Origin of the sequence: Pontibacillus litoralis JSM 072002, assembly GCF_000775615.1 — a bacterium.
Taxonomy (GTDB): domain Bacteria; phylum Bacillota; class Bacilli; order Bacillales; family BH030062; genus Pontibacillus; species Pontibacillus litoralis.
The window spans coordinates 1-26,345 of the sequence record NZ_AVPG01000019.1; the positions used below are offsets into that span (position 1 = coordinate 1).

Annotated in this window: 27 protein-coding genes, 1 pseudogene and 1 riboswitch; of the genes and pseudogenes, 2 read left to right on the forward strand and 26 right to left on the reverse strand. The window is 38.5% G+C overall.

Annotation, left to right across the window (positions count from 1 at the left end; translation table 11 throughout):
• Positions 1–128 precede the first annotated feature (128 nt).
• The 7 genes and pseudogenes from N784_RS11510 to ltrA form a co-directional block, all read right to left on the reverse strand.
• Positions 129–1,085, reverse strand: a complete 957-nt coding sequence (locus N784_RS11510) for a hypothetical protein (protein WP_036835063.1) — start codon at positions 1,083–1,085, stop codon at positions 129–131.
• 71 nt (positions 1,086–1,156) lie between these two features.
• On the reverse strand, positions 1,157–1,651 hold the full coding sequence (locus tag N784_RS11515; protein WP_036835066.1) for a hypothetical protein: 495 nt from the start codon (positions 1,649–1,651) through the stop codon (positions 1,157–1,159).
• Positions 1,652–2,724: 1,073 nt separating this feature from the next.
• Positions 2,725–3,105 (reverse strand): VOC family protein, encoded by a 381-nt coding sequence (locus N784_RS11525; RefSeq protein ID WP_052127288.1) that lies wholly within the window; start codon positions 3,103–3,105, stop codon positions 2,725–2,727.
• Between the two features lie 275 nt (positions 3,106–3,380).
• Positions 3,381–3,683, reverse strand: a pseudogene (locus N784_RS11530) (transposase); the annotation flags it as partial.
• 1,039 nt (positions 3,684–4,722) lie between these two features.
• The gene (locus tag N784_RS11540; protein WP_036835070.1) at positions 4,723–5,070 is read right to left on the reverse strand and encodes a hypothetical protein; all 348 of its coding nucleotides are present in this window, start codon (positions 5,068–5,070) and stop codon (positions 4,723–4,725) included.
• A gap of 34 nt (positions 5,071–5,104) precedes the next feature.
• Positions 5,105–5,554, reverse strand: coding sequence for a hypothetical protein (locus N784_RS11545; protein ID WP_036835073.1), 450 nt, complete (start codon positions 5,552–5,554; stop codon positions 5,105–5,107).
• Between the two features lie 651 nt (positions 5,555–6,205).
• Positions 6,206–7,453 (reverse strand): group II intron reverse transcriptase/maturase, encoded by a 1,248-nt coding sequence (gene ltrA / locus N784_RS11555; protein WP_036835076.1) that lies wholly within the window; start codon positions 7,451–7,453, stop codon positions 6,206–6,208.
• Between the two features lie 390 nt (positions 7,454–7,843).
• Between ltrA and N784_RS11560 the strand changes: the two genes are divergently transcribed.
• Entirely contained in the window at positions 7,844–8,146 is a 303-nt protein-coding gene (locus tag N784_RS11560) for a tyrosine-type recombinase/integrase (protein ID WP_036835078.1), read from the forward strand.
• A 68-nt stretch (positions 8,147–8,214) separates the two neighbouring features.
• Here N784_RS11560 and sufB read toward each other — a convergent pair whose 3' ends face one another.
• The 10 genes from sufB to N784_RS11605 all read right to left on the reverse strand — a co-directional run bounded on the left by sufB (position 8,215) and on the right by N784_RS11605 (position 17,170).
• Positions 8,215–9,612: a Fe-S cluster assembly protein SufB gene (sufB, locus tag N784_RS11565; protein ID WP_036835080.1), complete on the reverse strand. Its 1,398-nt coding sequence runs from the start codon at positions 9,610–9,612 to the stop codon at positions 8,215–8,217.
• A gap of 40 nt (positions 9,613–9,652) precedes the next feature.
• Complete coding sequence (gene sufU, locus N784_RS11570; RefSeq protein WP_036835081.1) at positions 9,653–10,090, reverse strand: Fe-S cluster assembly sulfur transfer protein SufU; 438 nt, start codon at positions 10,088–10,090, stop codon at positions 9,653–9,655.
• Entirely contained in the window at positions 10,080–11,300 is a 1,221-nt protein-coding gene (locus N784_RS11575) for a cysteine desulfurase (protein ID WP_036835082.1), read from the reverse strand. Before N784_RS11575 ends, sufU begins: the two co-directional genes overlap by 11 nt.
• A complete protein-coding gene (gene sufD, locus N784_RS11580; RefSeq protein WP_036835084.1) occupies positions 11,300–12,610 on the reverse strand; it encodes a Fe-S cluster assembly protein SufD in 1,311 nt (436 codons plus the stop codon). Before sufD ends, N784_RS11575 begins: the two co-directional genes overlap by 1 nt.
• 18 nt (positions 12,611–12,628) lie before the next feature.
• Positions 12,629–13,408: a Fe-S cluster assembly ATPase SufC gene (sufC, locus tag N784_RS11585; protein ID WP_036835086.1), complete on the reverse strand. Its 780-nt coding sequence runs from the start codon at positions 13,406–13,408 to the stop codon at positions 12,629–12,631.
• A gap of 395 nt (positions 13,409–13,803) precedes the next feature.
• Positions 13,804–13,980, reverse strand: coding sequence for a hypothetical protein (locus N784_RS16660; RefSeq protein ID WP_156965245.1), 177 nt, complete (start codon positions 13,978–13,980; stop codon positions 13,804–13,806).
• 223 nt (positions 13,981–14,203) lie between these two features.
• Positions 14,204–14,575, reverse strand: a complete 372-nt coding sequence (locus tag N784_RS11590) for a carboxymuconolactone decarboxylase family protein (protein ID WP_198134424.1) — start codon at positions 14,573–14,575, stop codon at positions 14,204–14,206.
• A 69-nt stretch (positions 14,576–14,644) separates the two neighbouring features.
• Positions 14,645–15,469: a MetQ/NlpA family ABC transporter substrate-binding protein gene (locus N784_RS11595; RefSeq protein WP_036835088.1), complete on the reverse strand. Its 825-nt coding sequence runs from the start codon at positions 15,467–15,469 to the stop codon at positions 14,645–14,647.
• Between the two features lie 17 nt (positions 15,470–15,486).
• Positions 15,487–16,155 carry a methionine ABC transporter permease gene (locus N784_RS11600; RefSeq protein ID WP_036835089.1) on the reverse strand — a complete coding sequence of 223 codons (669 nt, stop codon included), beginning with the start codon at positions 16,153–16,155 and terminating at the stop codon, positions 15,487–15,489.
• The gene (locus N784_RS11605) at positions 16,145–17,170 is read right to left on the reverse strand and encodes a methionine ABC transporter ATP-binding protein (RefSeq protein WP_036835090.1); all 1,026 of its coding nucleotides are present in this window, start codon (positions 17,168–17,170) and stop codon (positions 16,145–16,147) included. Before N784_RS11605 ends, N784_RS11600 begins: the two co-directional genes overlap by 11 nt.
• A gap of 168 nt (positions 17,171–17,338) precedes the next feature.
• Positions 17,339–17,446: riboswitch (SAM riboswitch) on the reverse strand.
• Positions 17,447–17,611: 165 nt separating this feature from the next.
• Between N784_RS11605 and N784_RS11610 the strand changes: the two genes are divergently transcribed.
• Positions 17,612–18,028: a TlpA family protein disulfide reductase gene (locus N784_RS11610; protein WP_052127289.1), complete on the forward strand. Its 417-nt coding sequence runs from the start codon at positions 17,612–17,614 to the stop codon at positions 18,026–18,028.
• Here the strand turns inward: N784_RS11610 and N784_RS11615 are convergent.
• From N784_RS11615 to N784_RS11655, 9 genes are all read right to left on the reverse strand, one after another.
• Positions 18,025–18,348, reverse strand: a complete 324-nt coding sequence (locus tag N784_RS11615) for a hypothetical protein (protein ID WP_036835093.1) — start codon at positions 18,346–18,348, stop codon at positions 18,025–18,027. The genes N784_RS11610 and N784_RS11615 overlap by 4 nt on opposite strands.
• A gap of 528 nt (positions 18,349–18,876) precedes the next feature.
• The gene (locus tag N784_RS11620; protein WP_232306017.1) at positions 18,877–19,191 is read right to left on the reverse strand and encodes a thioredoxin family protein; all 315 of its coding nucleotides are present in this window, start codon (positions 19,189–19,191) and stop codon (positions 18,877–18,879) included.
• Between the two features lie 17 nt (positions 19,192–19,208).
• On the reverse strand, positions 19,209–19,550 hold the full coding sequence (locus N784_RS11625; protein WP_232306018.1) for a toprim domain-containing protein: 342 nt from the start codon (positions 19,548–19,550) through the stop codon (positions 19,209–19,211).
• A 73-nt stretch (positions 19,551–19,623) separates the two neighbouring features.
• A complete protein-coding gene (locus N784_RS11630) occupies positions 19,624–19,803 on the reverse strand; it encodes a DUF2553 family protein (RefSeq protein WP_036835096.1) in 180 nt (59 codons plus the stop codon).
• 52 nt (positions 19,804–19,855) lie between these two features.
• On the reverse strand, positions 19,856–20,239 hold the full coding sequence (gene gcvH, locus N784_RS11635; protein WP_036835098.1) for a glycine cleavage system protein GcvH: 384 nt from the start codon (positions 20,237–20,239) through the stop codon (positions 19,856–19,858).
• 72 nt (positions 20,240–20,311) lie between these two features.
• Complete coding sequence (locus tag N784_RS11640) at positions 20,312–20,668, reverse strand: arsenate reductase family protein (RefSeq protein WP_036835100.1); 357 nt, start codon at positions 20,666–20,668, stop codon at positions 20,312–20,314.
• Positions 20,669–20,824: 156 nt separating this feature from the next.
• Positions 20,825–22,609: an acyl-CoA dehydrogenase family protein gene (locus tag N784_RS11645; protein WP_036835102.1), complete on the reverse strand. Its 1,785-nt coding sequence runs from the start codon at positions 22,607–22,609 to the stop codon at positions 20,825–20,827.
• A gap of 13 nt (positions 22,610–22,622) precedes the next feature.
• A complete protein-coding gene (locus tag N784_RS11650; RefSeq protein WP_036835103.1) occupies positions 22,623–23,798 on the reverse strand; it encodes an acetyl-CoA C-acetyltransferase in 1,176 nt (391 codons plus the stop codon).
• Positions 23,799–23,821: 23 nt separating this feature from the next.
• Positions 23,822–26,221: a 3-hydroxyacyl-CoA dehydrogenase/enoyl-CoA hydratase family protein gene (locus N784_RS11655; RefSeq protein WP_036835104.1), complete on the reverse strand. Its 2,400-nt coding sequence runs from the start codon at positions 26,219–26,221 to the stop codon at positions 23,822–23,824.
• Between the last annotated feature and the right edge of the window lie 124 nt (positions 26,222–26,345).

Genomic DNA, 26,345 nt, shown 5'->3' on the forward strand with positions numbered 1-26,345 from the left:
CTCACATATACGAACATGGAAGAAGCCATTAATATAGTACATTATAACTGTAGATGCTGTTGACAATTAATCGTTTCAAGAATAACTCCCCTTTTCTTACATGTAAGAAGTAATATATTTCCAACAAACTATTTTTTAGTCGAGGATGTATTTTCTTCAGGTCGGACTGTTAATCTCAAGGATCCAAAGACGGCTTGACTTCTAAAGTTGTTCCTTGTAACGTTAAACGGATATGGAAAAGCAAGTATTTGAAGGTTTTTTTCTTTATCTGTATTAGGTATTTTGAACTTTTTTGTTTTCCTTTCACCTTCTTTTACATTAAAAAACTTTATAAACTCTCCATCTTCAAAGGGGATTTGTTTCCAATCTAGTAGTTGGATAACAGCATAGGTTAGTTCCTTATTAGTTATATTCCCTACTGATAAATGTAAGTCTTTATTTTCTTCTTCTATCGGAATAAATTTCATTTTATTTGGATCTTTACTAATAAACACAAAATCATTAGGTCCTTCTTTATAGAGATTATCAGATTTAGAATATACAAACTCATTTTCCCTTGAATTATTATCTATTGAATATCTAACTGGTAATACTTCTTGTAAAATGGACGCTTTATTCATATCTATTTCTTTCAGTTTATAATCCGGCTTTTTAATTATGATAAGGTCTAATTCTTTTGCGGTTTCGTCTAGCTTTATTTCAATGGGTAAATCCATTGTTGAATCAGGCTCCATTTCAAATGAGTAAGTATAATGTTTTTCCCCACCCACATTAAAAGCAGTTTGTTTAAAATTGTTAAATACAATTAAAAGGTAATTCCTTGTTTTTTGTAAATTATGATTAAGTTGTAGAGTGGTATTAAAACTACCTTTATTATCTAATGTAATAGTTGAACCATTATCTATTATGTTTCCATTGTAATCTAGATATCCAAAAGCAATTGTGCCTTCCATAAACTCTCTATCATCAAGGTTGACATCATTATTAAATTCATTGTTTCTAAAAAATCCAACTAATTGCGTGGTTATGATTGTTATTATTAAGATAAATAGTAATATTCCATTTAATGATTTAAAAAACCTCAAATAATCAGCCCCCAAAATTCAAAAAAATGTTGAGTAGTTTTATTACTACTCAACAACAAATTTCAGAAATCTCAAAAGTTGTCTTTTGTCTCGTGTATAACATCTTTGTACCCAGATTCTTTATACACATGGTTACCAACAGCCCAATCATTACCATAATAAGTAGTATCATTATAGGCTTTTGCACTAATATAAGAGCTATGGTTTTGTTCATTGAAGTCTGAATCAATTAAACTTCCATCTGTACCATTATACGTTCTATTTTTAGCACTGATGTAATCCTCTTGGATGGTAGATTCTGATTTGGAGACAGCGTAGTTATCGCCCCAAGGTGTGTATGCAGTCGTAGTTGAAGTGTTAGTTGGTGTGGCGGATGCTGAAAAAGTTTTTTTGGATTTATCCTTAGAAACTTTAGCTGTAACTATTTCAGGCTTCTGTGACTTATCGATAATAGCATCATTTGTTTCTTTTGGTTTTGGATCTGCAAAAGCAACTGATCCCACACCGATAATCGAAAAAATAAGTACAGTGGACAAAACGATTTTACTTAGCTTTCTACTTTTCATTTAAAATCCTCCTCTGAATATTCTGTTTTCATAGACATAGTAACATAATAACCTAATGTAACTATAATTACTAAAAAATGGTTAATAAACCTACTTAATAACGCTGGAAAAGGGGTGGTTATAACTTTTCCCCATATATTGTACTACTTTTTGCTTTTAATATAATTAAATACTAGAAAAAAAATTAATATCAAAAAAACAATCCCAATAGAATTCAATAAATCGATCATATAAATCCCTCCTTCAATAAAGTTGATTTTTCTTCCAAATCCTCGCTTATTCTCAATATTTCATACTCAACAGATAGTTGACACACCATTTTCATTGTACATAGTTTGAATATATGCAAATAATTTACAGGATAGAGCCGTCCTATTAAACAAACTGATTTAGTTTGGAAAATAAATGTATAACCGTGCTAGGAAATCTCCACACAACTCATGGTCGCTAACCCTCCCATATCTCTTCGGGTCGTATCCATACTTTCCTTCGTTTAACCTAATAGTTCCATATTCTTTTGTTTCATCTAACCGATATACTCTTTTAGTCTCAGGACTGTTTTTGATTGCTGTAGCTTGACTTATGACTAACCCCTTCACAGTTTCAAGCTGAACTTGTGTTAAGTTCCCTTTTAAAATTATTTCCACCCTTCATCTTTCGTAAGAATGTATTCTTTTATTTGATACCTAACTTCTTGTGTTTGTTAATCCGTATATTTAACAGCTGCTGTTTGTTGCCTCTTTGTTCGCCGGTCAACAACTAATAAGCCATTATGTACTTACCATATCTAGTGAAGGACAGATACTTTTTAGGCGTAAGATTATTGTCTGGAACTTAACCATTTTCAACTTAAGTAGCGTCTAATATGCTGCATAACCTATTGTTTCACCGGAAAATATGCCTTATTATACCGTGTTCCTTTAACCTTTCTCTCACCGTAATCTTTAATAATACAGACAGGCGCTAATCATATTCGAGAAAAGCGCCTGTTTGCTTAATAAAGTCCCCATCCATATTTCTTTGATTCGCTCCGCCAATTCTAAAATAATCCCTTCTGGCCCACGAATATAGCATCATTTATAGGCATTTTCATAGTTTTGCACCTCACCAAAAAGTTCCGCGCCTTTCCTTCTCAGCTTGGTGACAACGCCTTCAATATCTTCAACAGCAAATGCAATATGCCGAATACCCAAAGTATTTGCAAAAGATTGCTGAATCCCTTTTTTATCTGACGGCGTATGAAATTTGACTAGTTCTATTGTTGCCTGACCACCTGGAATCCCTAGCATTACAACCGTCTCTCTAACGTCATTAAGCCCAATGATTCGTTCCACCCACTCCCCTTTCACCTCTGCTTCCCCTAACACTTCAAGTCCAAGTTCAAGAAAGAATTCTTTAACAGTAGGAATATCATTCACGATTACACCTACATGATCTATTCTATGGATTTTCAAATTTCATCCCTCCTACGTTGATAAGTTTATTCACATATGTTTACTAAGCTTTTTTCTCGATTGTCGAAAGATTCTCCTCTTTATTCCAGACTAACAACTTCAAATTACAAAGTAAATAATTACAGAAATTTCCTTTGTTATAAGCTCTACTGTGACAAGGGGATAAACGAACCATATAAAAATTTGATTTATGAATTTTATTAGAAGTTGACCGAATACACTTCGAAACCACGCTATTGTTACACTTGATGCACGATTTCTCCATTATTGGCATGGTCAAAAGTGTCGTTGGTGCGATTATAAGGAGCTACCGTCTGTTGTTTAAAGTCCCAGTTTCAGTCAAGTGGGATGGAAATTTTAAGCTCTCCATATTCCATTTTAAGTGTACGGGAATAAGAACCGTTGCGAGAGTTTCCGGAGTTGAAGCCCAGACGATCATACTTTTCATAGTCTAAGAAGGCGATCAATTCAGTTTGAAGTAGCGTATTTACAGCGATTTCTAGATGACTGCGAAAGATTTCTGTAATATCTTCTTTTTTCACTAGAGCTTGTATAACATCTGATGTAAAATGATTCATAAGGAAGACCCTCTTTTCTTTGGATTGGTTGTGGTGACTTAATTCTACAAGAAAAGGTCTTCCTTTTTCTATGTTTACGGTTATTTACACAAAATATTTTATGCTCTCATAGTCATTCCAAAACCTGCATCGGTAAAAGTTTTACTTATTACCTTACTCAACCCTTCTGATTAATATCCAATAAAACAGCAAGCATTGTTGTAATAGTGTTTTCAATCATTGGAACAAACTCTTGTTGGGATATTTCCATAATAACACCTGTAAACGCCCATCTAATGGGATTTCCTTCAATAATATTACATAAAGCATAAGTTACTTCAAAGGGGGATGGACCTATTTTCATAACTTTTTGGGAGTGCCGCTGCAACTTTAAGGGCGGTCCCCGTGCCTACTATTGTCCATCGTGCCGGGCAGAGCGTCAGAAAGCCCAGGGGCGGGACTATCAGCGCCGTAAGCGTACAGGGAACGTCCGACAGTTAGGATCGTATGACAAGTGTGAGCGTTGCGGTGATCCGTATGAGGTCCAAGGCGGACTGCAGCGTTTTTGTTCCGCGTGCCAGCCGATTCACAACGCAGAGCATGATCGGGAGACATCAATCGAGTATTATCACGGCAATAAAGAGGACATCAACCCCGTACGCAATGAGCGCAGGCGGATCGGATCTAAAACCTGCGTAGAGTGCGGCAAAGTGTTTACGACATCCACAGCGGCTGTGACCTGCTCGGATGAGTGCCGGACCGCTCGGCGGAAAAGGCAGACAAGGGAGTCTGAGGAGCGCAGGAAGAAGAGAGGAAAATAAAAAAAGCGGCCAACCCACTACCGGGAAGGCCGTTTTTCTTACCTTATATGTTTTAAGAGTCTAAATTACTGCAAGCTGTTATTACCGCGCTTATGCCAAAGAAGTCCAAGAAAGCATCTCGGGTTTCTTGAGGCAAGGTATCTGATACTTTAACTGCTCACTCAAATACAGGTTACATACGCCTATTTATGGTTAAAAGCCCATTAGAATTCTAATGAGCTTTTAAATGCCATTTAACTTCAATCCAAATAATATTGTAAAGCTTTATAAGCCGACATTTTCGCAGCTTTTTTTAACAATAATCTTACTGCATCATCATCAGCGGGGAAATTCGTCATTTCCAATATCTCTTTTAAATCTTTTGAGAGTTTTTCAAACGGTATTATTTCGTAATCATCATTTATAAGACTTAAAACACTTTTCTTTAGTATTTGTTGAATACTATGTAATTGCTGGTTATTTAATTGATTGACCATAACCCAATCCCACAAACTATATTCTTCTTGATCAATTATAAGCTGACGCAAAAGATGAACATACAACTCTAAACGATCAATACGTTCTTCTTGTGTTTCTACATTATTCAAAATTTTTCTCCTCTCAAAGGAAATTAAATTGAAATTACAAAAAGACGAAAACTAATACATTTGCTATAACATTGGCAGTTGAGCTTGGTGCACCTGTAGCCATTATAGCTTGTACAATGACATTTTGCACATACTCTTCCCCTGCATCTCCCATTGCAGCCAAATCCCTTAAATTATCTACAATTCCATCTTTACTGTTTTTAAACGCTGGCCGATATTTCTTAGGTATAGCATCAATAATATTATCAACATAACTACTATCAATTAAATCTGCTAACTTTTCGATAGATTCTGATGCTACTTTAGCTTTCCACCGAGGCTGAATTTCTCCCTGAATTTGGTTGGTATTCTCTACAACAGACGGTGCAGTTGCATTCCCCCCTTGTAAAGTTGTTTCAGAAGTTGATGCTAAACTAGGAGAAACACCAGACAAAAATAACATAGAACTCAATGATGCAATTACAACAGCTTTACTTTTTGTCATTATAATCCAAACCTTCTATTATTTTATAAATATATAATATACTAAAATATTATATATTACAATAAAAAAACGGAAAAAAAAGGGAAAATTCCAGATGCGCCTAACCGAATGTGCTAGTAGCTGAGTTATCAATTTGCTCACCTTTGACAGTTCGGTAAAGATCAAGTTACCATTTTCTGTGAATACTTCTAATCCTGTATCCATCTGGCTCATTTTCTGCGGCTATTACTAATGGCGTACTTACTGTTGAAAAAAAAGCACCGTTTACTTTTCATCCTAATTCCTCCATTCTATAAAATGAGTTAGCCATTTTACATTATTGGTTAACTTAAGATATCTCATCATAACTACTGGAAAAAAAGGAAGAATATATTTATAGGAGGATGAAAAATTGAAAACCAATCTTGGAGTAGCTGCTGCTTTTTGTATTATTTTAGTTTTGACGATTGACAACTTCATAACCAATTCATTCATTTCAAATACAATTAAAATAGTGGTAACCGTTACTTTTATCACGTATGCAATTATCGTAAGAATTAAAGCACGTAAAAACGTTACCAACTATAGAAAGTAGCAATCGAGTAGGAGGAGATGATTAACCTCCGACCTCTCACACCACCGTACGTACGGTTCCGTATACGGCGGTTCAGATTAAGTTTGACGCAATTGAGTGTAACGGACATATAGACTTTCTAGCCCTTGATGATACCAATAGGTGTTATCAAGGGTTTTGTGTAGAACTGGACTATGGGCGATTCGCCAATATCCTTTCCTACTGTTTCCCCACTCATATGCCTTTTGATGTGGAACACCTAAACCTTTCAGTTTTCTGATTCTCGTTTTCGGACGTTTCCATTGTTTCCAAAGGCACATTCTGAGTCTTCTTCGAATCCATGCATCCAATCCTTTCAGGACACTTGGGGTATCCATAAGAGCGAAGTAACCCATCCATCCTTTAAGATATTGCTTTAGTTTGGTGATTCGCCTTTCCATTGGGATCGGTTGCTTTCTCGAAGTGATTTCTCTTACTCGCTTCTTCAACCTCTGCACCGTTTGTTTGGCTAATCGAACTTTGGGATTCTTCTTTGATCTTGTGAAACTAAATCCTAGAAAATTTCGATTCCAAGGGCGGTCGTAAGCAGATTTCGCCTCATTGACCTTTAACTTTAATTTAGTTTCAATAAAGATGGAGATGTTCTCCAACGCTCTCTTGGCGGCTTTTCGTGTTTTCACAAAAATATTACAGTCATCTGCGTATCGGACGAATCGCAGATTTCGTTTCTCCAGTTCCTTATCTAATTCATTTAACATGATATTAGACAGTAAAGGACTTAGTGGACCCCCTTGTGGAGTCCCTTCTTTGCTTCTGTGAAATAGACCACCGATCATGATACCTGCCTGAAGATATTGACGAATCAGTTTGAGGACTTGCTTATCTTCCATCTTTCTCGCCAATAATCCCATCAGCTTATCATGATTGACTTTATCGAAGAATTTCTCTAAGTCTATATCCACTACCCATGAATATCCTTCGGTTATATAGGTCTTCGCTTTCCTCACAGCTTGATGTCCTTGTTTATTCGGACGAAAACCGTAGCTGTTTTCTGAGAAGGTCGAATCATATATCTTCGTTAATTCTTGGGCAATGGCTTGTTGGATGAAACGGTCTAGGACGGTTGGTATGCCTAACAACCGAACTCCGCCGTTCGGCTTCGGGATTTCGATTCGACGGACGGGCTGTGGTTGATAGGTTCCATCTAAAAGGGAGGATTTGATCCTTTGCCATTCTGTGACGAGGTGCGGTCTCAGGTTTTGAACCGGCATGCCATCGACACCATGGCTTCCTTTATTCCTCTCTACACGCTTCAATGCCTGTATTAAGTTGTCCCTTCCTAGTATCCGTTCTTCTTTATCTGTTCAGTCCTTCCTTGTCTTCTCGAGTAGACAAGTACTATGACCTCTGCTGACTTCTGATGATTCAGCTGTCCATCACTGAACAGGTTACCAAGTGTACTTGGCGTGTTCATCAGATCTCCCTGGGTAAGAATGCACTCTTTCTCTCCATGTCCCCACTACATTTACCCACTGTCACCTTTGGCAGTATGAGCTTTGTTTTGTTTAGCAAACTCACTCAATGACAATCAGCCTTCTATGTAGTTTGTATTCCTTGGGGCGGAGATTTGCCTCCGACTTCCTTCAGATTCCGTGTCACCACGGACACCCTTGTCATCTGCTAACCCCTATCTACTGCCTTCGAGGTTCGGGACTTTCACCCTAAAGATTACACCCATGCCAGGCGCACTAAAAAAAGAATCCGCGAAAGTTTATCACGGATTCGATGAAGATTATTTTGTGTTCGGCGGGCCAGCGCCGTATCACTATTCACATTATCACAAACACTTCAAGCGTGTCTTTCCTGATCTGCGCATCCACGACCTACGGCACAGTTTCGCCGCGCACCACATCAACCACGGAACGGATCTCTATCTTCTCCAGCAACTGATGTGGCACGGGACATTGAAAGAAACTGCTGATACCTATGGTCATTTATATACCGAGCGGAAGCACACCGCAATGAGTGTCTTTGACTAAAACGGTATCAAAACGGTATCACGGTCATGATACCAATGATGAAAAGCCTTTAATGACGGGCTTTAAAATCATCCAATACTACCTTCCATCTCGAACTTGATTAGACGGTTCATTTCTACTGCATATTCCATTGGTAGTTCTTTCGTAAATGGCTCGATGAAGCCCATTACGATCATTTCTGTTGCTTCTTCTTCTGAAAGACCACGGCTCATAAGGTAGAATAACTGCTCTTCTGATACTTTCGATACTTTTGCTTCATGCTCAAGAGAGATATTCTCGTTCATGATTTCGTTGTAAGGAATCGTATCTGATTTTGATTTGTTATCCATAATTAACGTATCACACTCGATGTTAGAGCGAGCGCCATCTGCTTTGCGTCCAAACTGCACAATACCACGATACGTTACGTTACCGCCTTGCTTAGAAATCGATTTAGAAACGATTGTAGAAGACGTGTTAGGTGCTAGGTGAATCATTTTAGAACCTGCATCTTGGTGTTGTCCTTTACCTGCAATCGCGATGGAAAGTGTCATACCACGCGCACCTTCACCTGCAAGAATAACAGCTGGATATTTCATCGTTAGCTTAGAACCAATGTTGCCATCAATCCATTCCATTGTTCCGCCAGCTTCTGCTTTGGCACGCTTTGTAACTAGGTTATATACGTTGTTAGCCCAGTTTTGAATGGTAGTATAACGGCAATATGCGTTCTTCTTCACGATGATTTCTACTACAGCACTGTGTAAAGAGTTTGTCGTGTAGACTGGTGCTGTACAACCTTCTACATAGTGTACAGACGCATCATCATCTACAATAATTAACGTACGTTCAAATTGACCCATATTCTCTGAGTTAATACGGAAGTACGCTTGAAGAGGTGTATCAACCTTCACACCTTTAGGAACGTAAATGAAGCTACCACCAGACCATACTGCAGAATTTAACGCTGCGAACTTGTTATCTGATGGAGGTATGATCTTTCCAAAATACTCACGGAAGATATCCTCATTTTCTTTCAATGCAGTATCTGTATCTTTAAACACAATACCTTGTTCTTCTAAATCTTCTTTCATGTTGTGATACACAACTTCTGATTCATATTGTGCGGATACACCTGCAAGATATTTCTGTTCTGCTTCAGGAATACCTAACTTATCAAATGTTTGCTTGATTTCATCTGGTACTTCATCCCAAGAACGCTCTGATTTCTCCGAAGGCTTAACGTAGTACGTAATTTCGTCAAAATCTAGTTCATTTAAGTCGCCACCCCATTGCGGCATTGGCATTTTGTAAAACTGTTGAAGAGACTTCAGGCGGAAATCTAACATCCATTGTGGTTCGTCTTTCTGCTTAGAAATCTCACGTACGATTGCTTCCGTTAAACCACGTTCTGTACGGAAGATCGAAACGTCCTTGTCACTAAAGCCATATTTATATTCACCAATTTGTGGTTCTTTTTTCGCCATCCTACAAAACCTCCTTTAGGTAATAATTACAGAGTATTTCTTATTGCTTCTCTGCAACACCTTGCTCCATCGCCTTCCATGGCAATGTAGCACATTTAATACGAGCAGGAAACTTCGCAACACCTTGTAGTGCTTGAATGTCACCTAGATCATCGATGTCGATTTCAGGTTCTTTCCCTTGCATCATATCAGAGAATATACCTGAGATTTTCACAGCTTCCTCTACACTTTTTCCTTTAATCGCCTGCGTCATCATGGATGCAGAAGACATGGAAATCGAGCATCCTTCACCGTCAAATTTCGCATCGACTACTTTTCCATCCTCTACTTCAAGCTGGAGTTGAATTCGATCTCCACAAGTAGGATTATTCATATCTACTGTTACATGTTCACCAGCTAATGAGCCTTTGTTACGCGGATTTTTGTAGTGATCCATAATAACTTGTCTGTATAGCTGGTCAAGATTGTTAAAAGACATTACTAAAAAACTCCTTCGTCTTTTGTAATCCAGCGACAAAAGCGTCAACATCTTCTTTCGTATTATACACATAGAAGCTAGCTCTTGCTGTTGCTGATACGTCCAACCATTTCATTAAAGGCTGCGCACAATGGTGGCCAGCACGTACGGCAATTCCTTCTGCATCTAATACCGTTGCCACATCATGTGGATGTACATCATCTAAATTAAACGTTACAAGCCCTGCCCGTTCCTCTGGCCCATAAACCGTTACACCTTCCATTGAACCAAGTCTCTCTAGTGCATATTGTGCAAGTTGTTGTTCGTGAGCTTCAATAGCTTCCAAACCTATTTCTTCAAGGAAATCAATGGCTGCTCCTAATCCAATAGCACCAGCGATGATTGGCGTTCCACCTTCAAATTTCCACGGTAGCTCTTTCCAAGTGGAATCATATAAGTTAACGAAGTCAATCATTTCTCCACCAAACTCAACTGGCTCCATCGCCTCTAGAAGGTGCTTCTTACCATATAATACCCCGATTCCTGTAGGTCCACCCATTTTATGTCCTGAAAAAGCGAAGAAGTCACAATCTAAATATTGCACATCTATACGCATGTGAGGTGTACTTTGAGCTCCATCTACAAGCATTACAGCCCCGTGCTCATGCGCGATTTCTGCGACTTCTTTAATTGGATTAATAGTACCAAGTACATTAGAAACGTGCATCATAGCAACGATTTTCGTCTTATTTGTAATGGTTGCTTTCACATCGTCAAGTGTGATTGTACCATCGGCTTGTAATGGAATATATTTCAATGTAGCTCCTGTTGCTTTAGCTGTTTGTTGCCACGGAATAATATTACTGTGGTGCTCCATCGGGGTGATGACAATTTCATCACCCTCCTGAAGGTTTGCCTTACCGTAACTAGAAGCTACAGTATTAATAGAAGTTGTTGTCCCACGGGTAAAAATAACCTCTTGTGTGCTTTTCGCATTGATAAATCGTCTCACCTTATCTCTAGCACCTTCATACCCGTCTGTCGCTTTTGTTCCTAGCGTATGCACTCCTCGGTGTACGTTAGAATTATATTCTCGATAGTATTGCTCAACTGCATCAATAACAACTTGTGGTTTCTGTGATGTGGCAGCACTATCCAAGTAAACTAATGGATGGCCGTTCACTTCCTGATGTAAAATCGGAAAAGACTGGCGAATTTTGTTCACATCCATTAGTATACCTTCCTCTCAATCACTGCTTTTAATTGGTTCTTCACCGCTTCAATTGGCAGTTGTTTAACTACTGGTGCAAGGAATCCATGAATGACTAGACGCTCAGCCTCATGCTTGGAAATGCCTCGACTCATTAAATAGAATAACTGCAACGGATCAACACGACCTACAGACGCTGCGTGACCAGCTGTTACATCGTCTTCTTCAATTAATAAAATCGGGTTTGCATCGCCTCGTGCGTCACTACTTAACATTAACACGCGAGATTCTTGCTCCGCATTAGACTTAGTGGCACCGTTATGAATTTTTCCTACTCCGTTAAAAATAGAGCTTGCTTTATCCTTCATAACACCATGCTGTAAAATGTATCCTTCTGAATTCTTACCATAATGAATAATGTTAGATGTGAAGTTTTGCTTCTGCTCTCCACGACCTACCGTTACAGATTTCGTATCGCCATATGCGTTATCACCCATTAAATAAGTGATATTTTCGCTTACTGTATTACCATCATTCATTTGCCCTAAAGCCCACTCGATTTTGGCATCACGATAAGCGACTCCACGACGATTTAAATACGTAGTTGTTCCAGGAGCAAAGTTATCTACTGCACCAAATGACACGTTTGCGCCATCTTTAGCAATTACTTCTGTCACGATATTAGCAACAGATGCTTCTGTTTGATTGTGTGAAATATAGTTTTCTACATACGTAACAGAGCTTCCTTCTTCAGCTACAACAAGAACATGGTTCATTAATCCAGCTTCTAAATCTTCTTGCCAGAAAATTGATTGGATTGGTTCTTCAATTTGTACGTTTTTAGGTACATATAAGAAGATACCACCGTTCATTAGTGCTGCATGCAACGCCGTTAGACGATTTTCAGTTGGTGCTACACCATCTGTCATAAAATACTTTTGTACTAATTCGCTATGCTCTGACATTGCTGTAAAGATATCCGTAAAGATAACTCCTTGATCTTGTAATGTTTGAGAAAGAGAAGCAAATGCTACTGTATGATTACGTTGTAGCACAAGGTTTTGCGCTTCTTTCTCTTCATCAAGGAAACTTTTGATGGATGTTGGTAATTCATCTAGAGCAGTAATTGTTTCTCCCGCTACATCATGTGTGAAACGTGAGAAGTTCCATTTATCTATCTTCGTTTTATCTGGTTTAGGCATCGGCAGTGAATCAGCTTGCTCTAACGCTTGCAAACGAAGATCGCCCATCCATTTTGGCTCATTACGTTTATTTGAATATTGGCTGACATACTCTTTATCATATGGCAGTTGTTGAATTTCAACAGTCATGATATTCCTCCTAACTGATTACGCTTCTACCGTTTCATCTTCAATGCCTAGTTCTTGCTTAATCCAATCGTAACCTTCAGCTTCTAAGCGTTGAGCTAATTCAGGTCCGCCAGACTTCACAACGCGACCTTGCATCATTACATGTACTTTATCTGGAGTGATGTAGTCTAGCAAGCGTTGATAGTGTGTAATAATTAAGCAACCAAATGCTTCACTACGCATTTTGTTAATTCCTTTTGATACTACTTTAAGGGCATCAATATCTAATCCAGAATCAATTTCATCTAGAATTGCTATTTCAGGCTTCAGCATCATTAGTTGAAGAATTTCGTTACGTTTTTTCTCACCGCCTGAGAATCCTTCATTAAGGTAACGCTGTGCCATGTTTTTATCCATTTCTAAATAGTCCATATTGGCGTCCATTTCTTTAATGAACTTCATTAGATTAATTTCGTCGCCTTCTTCACGTCTTGCATTAATAGAAGAACGCAAGAAATCAGAATTCGTTACGCCTGAGATTTCACTAGGATATTGCATAGCTAAAAATAGACCAGCTTGTGCACGCTCATCTACTTCCATTTCAAGCACGTCTTCCCCATCTAGTGTAATACTTCCACCAGTGATTTCATATTTAGGGTGTCCCATAATGGCTGAAGCCAACGTTGATTTTCCTGTACCGTTCGGCCCCATTACTGCATGGAACTCTCCTCCATTTATCGTCAAGTTAACACCTTTTAAGATTTCTTTCCCTTCGATTTCCACATGAAGATCTTTGATTTCTAGAGTTGATCCTGCCATGTCAATACCTCCAATATAATTTCTTTCTAACTTACTACACGTTAAAGCATCGTGTTCCATTCTCAATCTATTATCAATCACAATCTTATATCAAATTAAAATTATTATCAACTGTTTTCCCTTTCAATTATAAGATTGTTACTTCATTTGACAATTTTTAATGATTAAGGATGTTCAACACATTATTTTCTACACTATTTTTATAAAATTTTCTTTTATTCTATGATAACAAAGATAAAGTCAAATGAACAACTTGTGAATTCCTTTCTCAAATAATCAATAGTTATTGAAAAGATAAATGCTATATAATTCCTTTTTACGAACTATGTAATCATTCTATTCCACAAAACGCAGACGACTAATGAGCCGTCTGCGTTTGCAAATGTACTATGAGATTAACGGTGTAATTGCCGATCTATTTCGGAAACAATACGATTACTTTGCTCAAATTCAACGTGACGCCGTTGTTCGACCTTTAACCTTTGATCTAAACATCGACTATACTCTTCATAACCAATTCCGTGCGATTGTTGCATCGCCTTCTCCATCTCACTCGTGTAATTTAAATTCAACTGTTCACCAATAGTGAATCCTTCCCTTCAAAGAGTTTGAATTTTCTTACATAACATAGTGTAACACGAGAAGACTTGTACAAACAAAAGCCATTTAAACGTGTATGAAGCGTTGAAGACTTATTCTAATCGTACTCATCGCATTACGTACACTCCATAATAAAATAATCCTTTATCCTTACATTTTCTAACGTATATTCAGTATTTGCCGATAAAGGTACGATTATTGTAACTGTCTCATACTTTCCTGAATAAGAGTAACGGCTTGGCTCAAAGCAGCTCCGCCTCCAAATGCTGCCGCTACACCACAAGCTTCCATCACTTCTTCTTCTGTTGCTCCTTGATCTAAGCAACCTTTCGTATGATAAATCATGCAATATTCATCTTGTGCTACAATGCTGATGCCTAAAGCAATTAATTGTTTCTCCTTTTGTGTTAACTTCCCTTCTGTAAAGCACACTTCAGTGAATTGATGAAAATGATGAGCCACATCCGGCATATGCTTCTCAAACACCCCCATCCCATGCTTATAATGAAGTAAAGCTTCTTTGGCTTCATTAGTTTGATGATTGTTTTCCACAATTAATCCCTCCATTAAAGTAACTTCCACACGTAGTATGACCAGTGTGTTACGTTCTATCCATAGAGGGATTAAGATCTTCATCTATTTTACCGGAACAATTGCACCATTATACTCTTGTTCAATAAAGGTCGTCATTTCTTCTGATTGCAGTACTTCTAAAACGGTTAGAATTGCTGCGTTCTCCTTTTGCTCACTTGTCGTTACTAAAATGTTCGAGTAAGGAGACTCGCCACCTTCTATAAACAAAGCATCCTTCGCTGGAATTAACCCACCTTCAATAGCGTAATTCGTATTAATTGCAACGAGTGCATCTTCTTCTCGTTCATACGTCTGAGGTAAAAAGCCAGGATCTACATCAGCTGAAAATTCCAAGTTTTTTGGGTTATCTTTAATGTCTTCCACTGTTGCATTTTGTTTATCGATTCCATCTTTTAACGTAATGATTCCTTGTGTCTCAAATAAAGAAAGAACGCGACCATGGTCTGCAACGGAGCGACTCATAATAACTTCCGTCCCTGCTGGTATATCATCGATCGTTGTAATACTTTTTGAATAAACCCCCATCGGCTCAATATGAACAGGACCTACATTAACAAAATCATAGCCGAATTCTTTTTTCTGATCTTCTAAATAAGGAATATGCTGATAAAAGTTCGCATCAATTGTACCATTATCTAAATCTTTGTTGGGCAAGACATAATCTTGATATGTTTCAATCTTTACCTCTATCCCCTTTTCTTCGAGAATAGGCTTCGCTTCTTCTAATATTTCAGCATGAGGTACACTTGTCGCTCCTAACGTGATGGTAGTTGTATCACCTCCAGATGCTTCCTCATTAGATGTTCCACAAGCAGCTAATAATCCAATAAATAATGTACTTATTATAAGTAGTAGTGTTCTTTTCATTTGTATATTCCCCTTCCTTATCGTTTATCTAATTTCTTAGACGTTATATCGCCAATCATTTGAAATAAAAATACGATTAACACAACGAGAACCGTACTTACTAATACAACGTCAAAATCCCATCGCTGAAACCCTTTTAAGTATGCTAAATCCCCTAATCCACCAGCTCCTATAACACCAGCCATCGCCGTATAGCCAACTAACGCAATGGCAGTAACTGTGATTCCTGATATTAAAGCTGGCATAGATTCTGGCAGCAATACTTTAAATATAATGGTAGACGTCTTTGCCCCCATGCCTTTGGCAGCTTCAATAACCCCTTTATCCACCTCCTTCAAAGCAATTTCAACCATTCTTCCATAAAACGGGGATGCTCCAATAATAAGAGCAGGTAACGCCGCATTAGGACCTCTCACCGTACCGACGATGAAATCGGTAAATGGAGATAATAACAAAATTAAAATAATGAACGGTATGGCACGAAAGACATTAACAAAACTAGCTACAACCACATATATTGCCCGATTCTCCCATAGGCCACCTTTAGCCGTTACAAAAAGCAATAACCCTAACACAATGCCAAAAATAAATGTTCCTATTACCGAAATGCCTGTCATATAAATTGTTTCTTTCGTCGCTTCTACTAAATCTGCAACTTGAACATTTGGAAAAAGATTATGAAGCATTTGGATTCACCTCTACTTCTACTGATGTTGATTGTAAATACTGAATAGCTGCTGCGATTGCTTCTTTCTCCCCAGTTAAATAAACAATTAATGCGCCATATGGTCCTTTTTGTGTTTGAGTAATCTGACCTTGTAAAATATTAATGTCGATTGGATAACGTTTAGCTACTTCACTAATAACTGCTTGACTTGTTTTTTCTCCTATGAAATGAAGCTTATAAAGTTGATCTGTTTCATATTCTCCAACAATCGACTGCCAGCTTTCGTCTTGTTGATTGCCCATAATTTGCTGCACAAATCGCTTCGTAACACGTTGCTTAGGATTACGAAAGACATCTAATACCTCTCCTTCTTCCACTACACGTCCTGCTTCCATCACTGCTACTCGATTACATATCTTTCGAATGACGTGCATTTCATGAGTAATCAGAATAATCGTTAACCCTAGTTGCTTATTAATATCCCTTAACAATTGTAAGATTGAATCCGTCGTTTCCGGGTCTAATGCTGAGGTAGCTTCATCACACAATAACACGTTCGGATTATTCGCTAACGCCCTTGCAATGCCGACTCGTTGCTTCTGCCCACCACTTAATTGAGATGGATATGCATCTTCTTTTCCTATTAATCCGACTAATTCAATTAATTCCTTCACTCGCTGCTGTCGCTTATGTTTAGGGATGCGAGCTATCTCTAATGGAAAAGCAATGTTATCCGCTACTGTTCTAGACCAAAGCACGTTGAAATGTTGATACACCATCCCTATTTGTTGCCTCGCTTGACGTAACCCTTTTGCTTTTAATTGATTGATGTCTTTACCATCTATTTTTATCTCCCCGCTTGTTGCATCTTCAAGTCGATTCAACAACCGAATAAAGGTACTTTTCCCAGCACCACTATAACCAATAACACCGTAAATATCCCCTTTATTAATCGTTAGACTAACTTGATCTACTGCACGAATGTCCTTCCCTTTCAGATTAAAGACCTTACTCACATTCTGAATCGAAATCACGACGCATTACCCCTTTAATAGTAATCTTATAGTTATACTTGGTTTATTTTATACTGAATATTCCGAAACCTATTTTCATAACTCGCCAACATTAGCCCGACTTGTTTTAGTAATAAAAAAACCTTCCTGTCGTAAGAGGACAGAAAGGTTTAAAGATGCCATATCGTCCTCTCATCTATCTAAGTACATTACTTAGCAGGATTTAGCACCTTTCAAACATGGTTTGATGGTTGCCGGGTTTCATAGGGCCAGTCCCTCCACCGCTCTGGATAAGAGTTATATTTCACTATTCATTTGCTGTTTTAAGTATAAAATGATTCTAGCATGAGTTTGCTCAGTGGTCAAACTGTTTTTTCAAAAATTTGATTTCTTTACGAAGTACGACTAGTCGTGTTACAACATCTTATATGATAGGATGAGAGGAAGAAAGGAGTAAACACTATGATGCATGCACCAACGTTTAACTTATTTACTACAACAGGAGAAATCGTTCGATTAGAAGATTATTTAGGATGTAATATATTGATCACTTTTTGGGCTTCCTGGTGTCCTGACTGTGGAAAAGACCTTCCTAAGAAAGAACAACTATTTCAATCTATCGATAAGAATAACGTCAAAATGTTGACCATCAATGTCGCAGGACGTGAGCGAGATAAAGCAGATGGGATTGCTTATGCGAACAAATATTTAACCCAGCCAACACTTCTAGATAACGGACGAGAAGTATATGATGCTTTTCAATGTAAAGGGGTACCAACAACCGTACTCATTAACAAACGTGGTATCATTGTCGAAAAACTAGACGATCAAGCTACGATGATAGAAATTGTTGAAAGTATGGGAAAACACCTTCTTTAAGCAGCTAACCGGAACACCGCCTCAACAAAAAGCAAATCCTTGTAACGACCTTGCCTGCGTATAACGCTATCAGGGAAAGCTAAAAGCAAATGATTCCCATCCCATAGTTCCTCTAATAAACTAGGTTCAGCTTCGATTGTTACATGTACGGTTTGATACTGCTCCGTATTAATATGGCATTTCCCTTGATCGATATGAACAAAGGCCACTCCCTCTTGATGACGAAAATGAATGACAATCGATTTCCCACTCAGAAGAGGGACTAAATCCTTTCTTTGTTCAAGACGATCCTTCCAACAAAATAAAGATTGGAGATTCAACTCAAGACCCCCTTCACAAAATGCTTATCATACCTTTCTTCATCATGCACCATACTTCCTCTTAAAAAATTTTAGAGGTTTTGCCGAATCATGCCGTCATTTATTTCCCGCGCAATAATAATGATATCCAGGTTTCATTGATTTTCACTATATGCACATTCCGCTTTCATAACCACTGATTGCACGAAGATAGTCTTCACATAATGATGCGTGACTGAATCAACTTGATGGACCCTCGTTAATATTGAAGTATGAGGCAAACCCTTCAACAATCTATAGGCAATTCTCAGGATTTATGGGCAGACTTCCCCCCTTGGTACGATAGACCAGACAAAAGAAGACATAATTAGACAAATAAATTAATAAATTTATCTATATAATAACTATGGCCCCCTTGAAATTCAAAAAGATGGTAGCAAATCAATTAATGAACTATCATTTATACGCCCACAAAATAGATAATCGATAACAACAGGAAGGAGCATAACAAAGAGCCATAGAATCGAGAATCTTCCTGTCTTCTATGGCTCATTTGATGTCATATTGTTGCAATTTATTTTGTATAAATGGAACGGAATGAAATGCGTAAATCTTCTCTTTTACTGAGGGGCCTTTCATAATGAGCAAACACGGTACGCTCTCCACTTGCAAAGTGTGTAAGAAAGTCTGATGGTAAGGAGCATTTAATTCGTAAAACATCTCCTTTTCATATAGCACTTCTATTGTGTCTAATATTTTTCGAGCTACATGGCACGTACCGCAAAATGGGCTATAAATATATACCATGCTATACGTAATTGTGTTGTGCTGTAGTATTTGCAGTGGTTGATCCATCTTCATCATTTCTTTAATCACCTTCATTAAGCTAAAAATAGTGGATTCACAGATATGCGTTTACTTACTAGGGCTGTCGCCAACTCTGGTGCAGGTGTAGCGGCTACTTCTCGATATGCCTTATCAACATAAATATGTTCAGCATGAGGAAGTTCCATTTGCAATTGTTTTCGTAACTTATGACCTGAATCATCTTCATCGACTAAAATGTAGACTTCTTTATTATCTAAATCATGTTCCAAAATTAATTCTTCTAATCGTTCAATGCCAAGCGTGCCATTTGTACAAATGATTTCGACTGGTTCATTGATGATTTTCCTTATTTCCCGTTTATCTGATGTGCCTTCTACAATAATGGTTTTCGTCATATTATCACCTATCATCAGTGGATATTTAGCTATATATAAAGAAATGGCAGCGGAAATCCCACTGCCACCTCATTTAACACCAACCATTTTCCTCATCACAATCCACGTATTGATGAACTTCTGGTGGTCCAGATTGATCAGCATCAGTAGTTTGTTGGAGGATGGAATTGCTTTGAACAATGCTTGTCTGTTCATTATCCTGTATTACTCGATTGGTTTTCTTTTGCTTTGTAAATGAATGATGATTATTCATTGTACATCACCCCTTAATTATAGGGTGTCCCAATTAGACCAAGCTATGTTGATTAGTCTTCTTCAATCATCGCTTGGTATTGGTCAGCGGACATAAGCTCGTCCATTTCAGACTTGTTAGAAAGTTCTACAACAATCATCCAAGCTTTTTCATACGGGGATTCGTTTACAAATTCAGGACTATCATCGAGGTCTTCATTTACGCTTACGACCTTACCACTTACAGGAGCGTATAATTCAGAAACTGTTTTAACAGATTCTACACTTCCAAAAGGCTCGTCCGCTTCAATAGTGTCACCTACTTCTGGCAATTCAACGAAAACGATATCGCCAAGCTCAGATTGCGCATGATCTGTAATACCAATACGAACTTGCTCTCCTTCAACTTTCACCCATTCATGTTCTTCTGAGTAATATAATTCTTTTGGTAAACTCATTTTTATCCCTCCATTTAAACTGTACATACTTAATGTATTAAACATAGCTGTAAAAGCCAAATGTTTCGCTCATTATTTCCAAATATCAGCAAATGTTGCTTCTTTAAATCCGACCGTTACCTTGTTGCCATCTGTGACAATTGGGCGTTTAATCAACATGCCGTCAGAAGAAAGCCACGTTACCATTTGTTCTAGCGTAGCATCCTTTACCTTATCTTTCATACCTAATTCGCGGTATTTCTTCCCACTCGTATTAAAGAATTTCTTCGGCTCTAAGCCACTGTTTTCAATAAGTGTCAGCAATTCTTCTTTCGTTGGCGGGTTTTCTACAATATGTATCGCTTCATAAGAAACATGTTGATCCTCTAGCCATTTCTTTGCCTTTTTGCATGTTCCACATTGAGGGTACCAATAAAAAGTTAATGTCATGAATATCCCTCCTTCTTTCATTAATGGTCTATATTTTAACACATGATACATTTATGTCCTAATGATACAATGGATCGCCGAAATAAGAAAGGGAAAAACACCAAATTAAAGTAAAGGAGGAGCTCTATTGTGAACGAGCTCCTCCTTGCTTATTCCTTATACACTATATTGTTCTTCTTGAATGACGTGTGCTGCAATTTCCCGTTTCTTTGCGATAACATTTGTCGGTGTATGTCTTGTTAGCTTCCGTAAAGCAGACAGCATCATACGTAAAGAATCTCCTTCTTCCACAGCAATTAACGTTTCTTTCGCATGCGCTTCCATTCTATTAAATGCTTCTTGTACATATACTTGAGTCATGAGTAACTTTTGCGTATGCTTTTCTTCTCCGTCTTTTTGGATAGCTTTGTCTGTACGCAAAATAGCAGATTCCACATTGTATATTTCGGCGACCATATCAGCTATATTGACAAGTAGTTCTTGCTCTTTATCCAGTTTCTCTCCGTATTTTTGAGCGGCTAGCCCAGCAGCTAACAAGCCCATTTTTTTAGCGTTATTCAATAGATGCTTTTCTTGAGCTAATGGTTCGGTACCTGGCTCCTCTGGCATCATCATCATTAACTCTTCCTGTAACCCTTGTGCTTTTTGTAGCAATGGAAGTTCACCTTTCATCGCCTTCTTCATTAGCGTACCAGGAACAATCATACGGTTAATTTCATTCGTACCTTCAAAGATACGGTTAATTCTTGAGTCACGATAAATGCGTTCTACTTCATATTCTTGCATAAATCCATAGCCACCATGTAGTTGGACAGCTTCATCTGCTACATAATCTAACAATTCAGTAGCAAACACTTTCGTAATGGAACACTCAATCGCATATTCTGCTATTGCTTTTGCTACTTCCTTCCCATCTTTCAGTTGCTCTTCTGTGAGATTCCCCATGCGTTGTTCAAATAATCCTACTGTACGATACACAGCACTTTCATTGGCATAAATATTCGCAGCCATTGTCGCTAATTTTTCTTGGCTAAGGGAGAAACTAGAAATCGGTGTTTTAAACTGTTTTCTTTGGTTAGCATATTGGACAGCAAGCTCTAATGCTCGTTTCGCTCCACCTACACCACCAATGGCTAATTTATAACGACCAACGTTTAAAATATTGAAAGCAATAATATGACCGCGACCAATTTCACCTAGTACGTTCTCTACCGGTACTTGTGCATCTTCTAATATTAATGTACGTGTGGAGGAACTTTTAATCCCCATCTTCTTCTCTTCAGGACCTGTTGATACCCCTGGATAATCTCGTTCTACGATAAACGCCGTAAAGTGTTCCCCATCCACTTTCGCATAAACGACAAATACGTCAGCAAAAGCAGAGTTGGTAATCCACTGTTTCTCTCCATTCAAAATGTAGTGTGTTCCTTCATCATTTAACTTTGCCGTTGTTTTTGCGCCTAAAGCATCAGACCCCGAGCCTGGTTCTGTTAAAGCATAAGCAGCGATTTTCTCACCGGTTGCAAGCAAAGGTAAATACTTGCTCTTCTGATCTTCATTCCCAAAAAAGACGATAGGTAATGAACCAATTCCTACGTGAGCCCCATATGTGACAGAAAACCCGCCAGCTAGGGAGAACTTTTCTGTAATGAGTGAGGAGCTAATTTTGTCTAATCCTAATCCACCATACTCTTCTGGTACATCTGCTCCTAACAAACCTAGTTCACCAGCTTGTTTTAATAAGGCAACAGAATGTTCAAATTCATGGTTTTCTAAGTTTTCTATTTTTGGGACAACTTCTCCGACAACGAAATCTTCTGCTGTTTTCGCAATCATTTTATGCTCTTCGGAAAAATCTTCTGGTGTAATTACATCCTGCGCTGTTAAATCTTCTACAATAAAGCCTCCACCTTTAAACACCTTATCTTTTGTTTCGCTCATATTCGTTCCTCCTCTATATTAGTTCAATAACTCCAGCAGCTCCCATTCCGCCACCAATACACATCGTGACAACACCAAACTGTTCATTTCTACGTTTCATTTCATAAATAAGGCTTAACGTTAGCTTCGTTCCTGAGCAACCAAGCGGATGCCCAAGTGCTATCGCTCCCCCATTGACATTTACTTTCGCTTCATCTAATTCAAGCTGTCGCATCACTTGGATTGATTGCGAGGCAAACGCTTCATTTAATTCATAAACTCCGATATCCTCTTTGCTTAAGCCCGCTAACTTTAACGCTTTCGGTACTGCTTCTACTGGCCCTATCCCCATTATTTCTGGTGGTACGCCTGCTACAGCAAAGGAGCGGAATTTCGCCAGTGGAGTCAATCCTTCTGCTTTCGCTTTGTCATGATCCATTACTAACACCGATGCCGCTCCATCACTCATTTGCGAAGAGTTTCCAGCTGTTACAGAACCGTTGAGTTTAAACGCTGGACGGAGCTTAGCAAGCGTTGCTGCGTTTGTATTGGCTCGCACTCCTTCATCGACTGAAAAGAGTACTTTATTTTCTTCTATCTTGTTTTCTTGATTAATTATTCTTTGTGTGACGTGCACAGGCACAATCTCTTCATCAAACTTCCCAGCTTCAATAGCAGCAGCAGCTCGTTGATGACTTCGTACCGCAAAGGCATCCTGTTCTTCCCTTGTAATGCCGAACTGCTTTGCAACTTCTTCTGCTGTGTAGCCCATCCCCATATAGTATTCTGGAGCATTTTCCACTAGCTTCACATTCGGTTTTACGACATGGCCTGGAACTGGAACTAAGCTCATAGATTCTGCTCCTCCAGCAATAATGGTATCGCTATGGCCGAGCATAATTCGTTCTGCTGCATAAGCAATACTTTGCAACCCACTTGAACAATAGCGATTAATTGTAATGGCCGGAACGTTGTGGCTTAAGCCTGCTAGTGCCGCTATACTTCTAGCCATATTCGTGCCTTGCTCTGCTTCTGGAATCGCACATCCAATAATGACATCGTCTATATTCCCATTGTAATTGTTTGCGCGTTTTAACGTTTCTTGTACCGTTAATGCCGCTAAATCGTCTGGGCGTGTATGCGCTAACGTTCCTTTTTTGGCTTTCCCGACAGGCGTTCGAGCACCTGCAACAATCACTGCTTCTTTCACATTCCTTCCCCCTTACAAGCATATTAGTTACGTAATGGTTTCCCTTTCATTAACATGTGCTGCATTCGTTGCTGCGTCTTCGGTTCTCCGATTAAACTCAAGAATGCTTCTCGTTCTAAATCTAATAAATATTGTTCCTCAACGAGTGTATTTGCCGCAACATTCCCTCCTGCAAGAACGAAGGCAAGCTTTTGGGCAATAGCCATGTCATGCTCTGATGCATACCCACCGAAGCCCATTGTTTTAGCACCAAGCAGCATCGTTGCATAGCCAGCTTCACCTACGACAGGAATTTTCTTTTGTTGTGGTGGTTTATAACCCATTTTTGCTAAGCCGAGTACCTTTTGTTTCGCATCATGCAATAAATGATCTCCATTTACACTAATGCCATCTTTACTATTTAAGAAACCAGCTTCTTTCGCTTCGTCAGCAGAGGTGGACACGCTAGCAGTAGCTATTTTCTCAAACACGGCGTTCGTTACTTTTTGCAAATCGAAGTCTATGCCATCAGGTAGCCCTTGTAATTGCTTCATATATAACTCTTTATTTCCTCCCCCTCCAGGAATAAGACCTACTCCAACTTCTACTAATCCCATATACGTCTCTTGTGATGCTTGGATAGAACTAGCAGGCAAACAAACTTCTGCTCCTCCACCAAGTGTCATGCCGAAAGGAGCCGCGACAATTGGTTTATCACTATATTTCAATTTCATCATGGTTGACTGGAATTTCTTAATCATCATGTCAATTTCCATAAAATTATGATCTTGAGCTTCCATCAACATCATTGCTAGGTTCGCTCCAACACAAAAGTTCTTTGCTTGGTTTCCAATAACTAACCCTTCGTAATTTTCTGAAATTTCTCCAACGGCATATTCTATCATTTGCATAATGTCTAAACCTATTGCGTTGCTTTTAGAGTGAAATTCCAGTAGCGCTACACCGTCGCCCATATCGATTAAGCTCGCACCTTTATTCGACTTAATGATGCCTTTTTGTTCTTTTATTAAGTGAAGCTGAATTTCTTTTTCATTTGTACGTTTTTCATGATAGGCACCTTTGTCGTAATAGAAAACGGTTCCATTTTCTTGTTTGTAAAATGTTCTATGTCCATTAGCTATCATCTCTTCCACCCATTCAGGAATAGAATGCCCTTCCTCTTTCATACGAGCAACAGATTGTTCAATTCCAATGGCATCCCACATTTCAAATGGACCTAGTTCCCAGCCAAAGCCCCACTTCATCGCTTCATCAATAGCAGTAATGTCATCAGCTATATCGCCTAACAATTGTGCAGAGTATAACAAAACAGGTTTGACTACATTCCATACAAGCTCACCTGCTCGATCTCCTTTTGCTGCTACGAGTGCTTTCAGTTTACGTCTAGCTCCTTTTTCTTGCTTTGCCATTTCTGTCGCTTTCGTTTTTAACGTTTTGCGCTCCTCATATTCCAATGTGCTTGGATTCAGCTCAAGGATAACGCTTCCTTTTTCCCCCTTTTGCTTCAAAAAGAATCCTTGCCCACTTTTGGAACCAATCCAGCCTTTATCTTGCATCGTTTTCATAAATGAGGGCGGATCAAATACAACCTTTTCTTCCCCATTCACTTGGTCGTATACATTTTTGGCAACGTGTATAAATGTATCTAAACCAACGACATCTAGTGTTCGGAACGTCGCACTCTTTGGTCGCCCAATCATAGGTCCTGTTACCGAATCAACTTCTCCAACACTATAGTCGCCTTTCATCATTTCCTTCACTGTTACTAATAAACCATACGTTCCTATACGATTAGCGATGAAGTTAGGGGTGTCCTTTGCTTCTACAACACCTTTTCCTAAAACGTTTTCCCCGAACTGTTTCATAAATTGGAGAACATCATCCGCTGTATCTTTCGTAGGAATTACTTCTAACAATTTCAAATATCGAGGTGGATTAAAGAAGTGTGTGCCAAGAAAATGCTTCTTGAAATCTTCTGATCGCCCTTCCTTCATTGCCTCTACAGAAATACCTGACGTATTAGAACTAACAATAGAGCCTAGCTTGCGATATTCATCAACAGAAGCAAATACTTTCTGTTTAACGGATAAATTCTCAACTACTACTTCAATAATCCAATCTGCCTCTTGAATACGATGCATATCATCTTCCATATTCCCAATTTCAATTAAATCTAGATGCTTTCTACTCGTTAATGGTGAAGGCTTCTGCTTGAGTAAACCTTTTTTAGCTGTTGCACTCATTCGATTTCGAACTTGTCGATTTTGCAATGTAAGCCCTTGTTTCGCTTCTTGTTCTGTTCGTTCTTTCGGTACAATATCAAGCATTAATGTTGAAATACCTACATTCGCTAAGTGTGCTGCAATTCCTGCTCCCATCACGCCAGAACCTAACACAACGGCGCGTTTTATTGATTGCTCCATCCCTTCTTCCCCCTATCTTTTTTTGAATGAATACTCATTCATTTATCAGACAAAAAAAACCAAAAACTTTAATCACTATCTAATTCTACTATAAAATAATTTCTGACATTTCGCAATATTATTT

Excerpts from the sequence above, each read along its gene's own strand:
- sufD (WP_036835084.1), bottom strand. The coding sequence starts at position 12,610 with ATGACTGTTGAAATTCAACAACTGCCATATGATAAAGAGTATGTCAGC.
- N784_RS11575 (WP_036835082.1), bottom strand. The coding sequence starts at position 11,300 with ATGGATGTGAACAAAATTCGCCAGTCTTTTCCGATTTTACATCAGGAA.
- N784_RS11625 (WP_232306018.1), bottom strand. The coding sequence starts at position 19,550 with ATGACGAAAACCATTATTGTAGAAGGCACATCAGATAAACGGGAAATA.
- N784_RS11600 (WP_036835089.1), bottom strand. The coding sequence starts at position 16,155 with ATGCTTCATAATCTTTTTCCAAATGTTCAAGTTGCAGATTTAGTAGAA.
- N784_RS11515 (WP_036835066.1), bottom strand. The coding sequence starts at position 1,651 with ATGAAAAGTAGAAAGCTAAGTAAAATCGTTTTGTCCACTGTACTTATT.
- N784_RS11645 (WP_036835102.1), bottom strand. The coding sequence starts at position 22,609 with ATGAGCGAAACAAAAGATAAGGTGTTTAAAGGTGGAGGCTTTATTGTA.
- N784_RS11640 (WP_036835100.1), bottom strand. The coding sequence starts at position 20,668 with ATGACATTAACTTTTTATTGGTACCCTCAATGTGGAACATGCAAAAAG.
- N784_RS11595 (WP_036835088.1), bottom strand. The coding sequence starts at position 15,469 with ATGAAAAGAACACTACTACTTATAATAAGTACATTATTTATTGGATTA.
- N784_RS11560 (WP_036835078.1), top strand. The coding sequence starts at position 7,844 with ATGCCAGGCGCACTAAAAAAAGAATCCGCGAAAGTTTATCACGGATTC.
- N784_RS11590 (WP_198134424.1), bottom strand. The coding sequence starts at position 14,575 with ATGGAGGGATTAATTGTGGAAAACAATCATCAAACTAATGAAGCCAAA.
- N784_RS11620 (WP_232306017.1), bottom strand. The coding sequence starts at position 19,191 with ATGATGAAGATGGATCAACCACTGCAAATACTACAGCACAACACAATT.
- sufC (WP_036835086.1), bottom strand. The coding sequence starts at position 13,408 with ATGGCAGGATCAACTCTAGAAATCAAAGATCTTCATGTGGAAATCGAA.
- N784_RS11545 (WP_036835073.1), bottom strand. The coding sequence starts at position 5,554 with ATGACAAAAAGTAAAGCTGTTGTAATTGCATCATTGAGTTCTATGTTA.
- N784_RS11655 (WP_036835104.1), bottom strand. The coding sequence starts at position 26,221 with ATGGAGCAATCAATAAAACGCGCCGTTGTGTTAGGTTCTGGCGTGATG.
- sufU (WP_036835081.1), bottom strand. The coding sequence starts at position 10,090 with ATGTCTTTTAACAATCTTGACCAGCTATACAGACAAGTTATTATGGAT.
- N784_RS11630 (WP_036835096.1), bottom strand. The coding sequence starts at position 19,803 with ATGAATAATCATCATTCATTTACAAAGCAAAAGAAAACCAATCGAGTA.
- gcvH (WP_036835098.1), bottom strand. The coding sequence starts at position 20,239 with ATGAGTTTACCAAAAGAATTATATTACTCAGAAGAACATGAATGGGTG.
- sufB (WP_036835080.1), bottom strand. The coding sequence starts at position 9,612 with ATGGCGAAAAAAGAACCACAAATTGGTGAATATAAATATGGCTTTAGT.
- N784_RS11610 (WP_052127289.1), top strand. The coding sequence starts at position 17,612 with ATGATGCATGCACCAACGTTTAACTTATTTACTACAACAGGAGAAATC.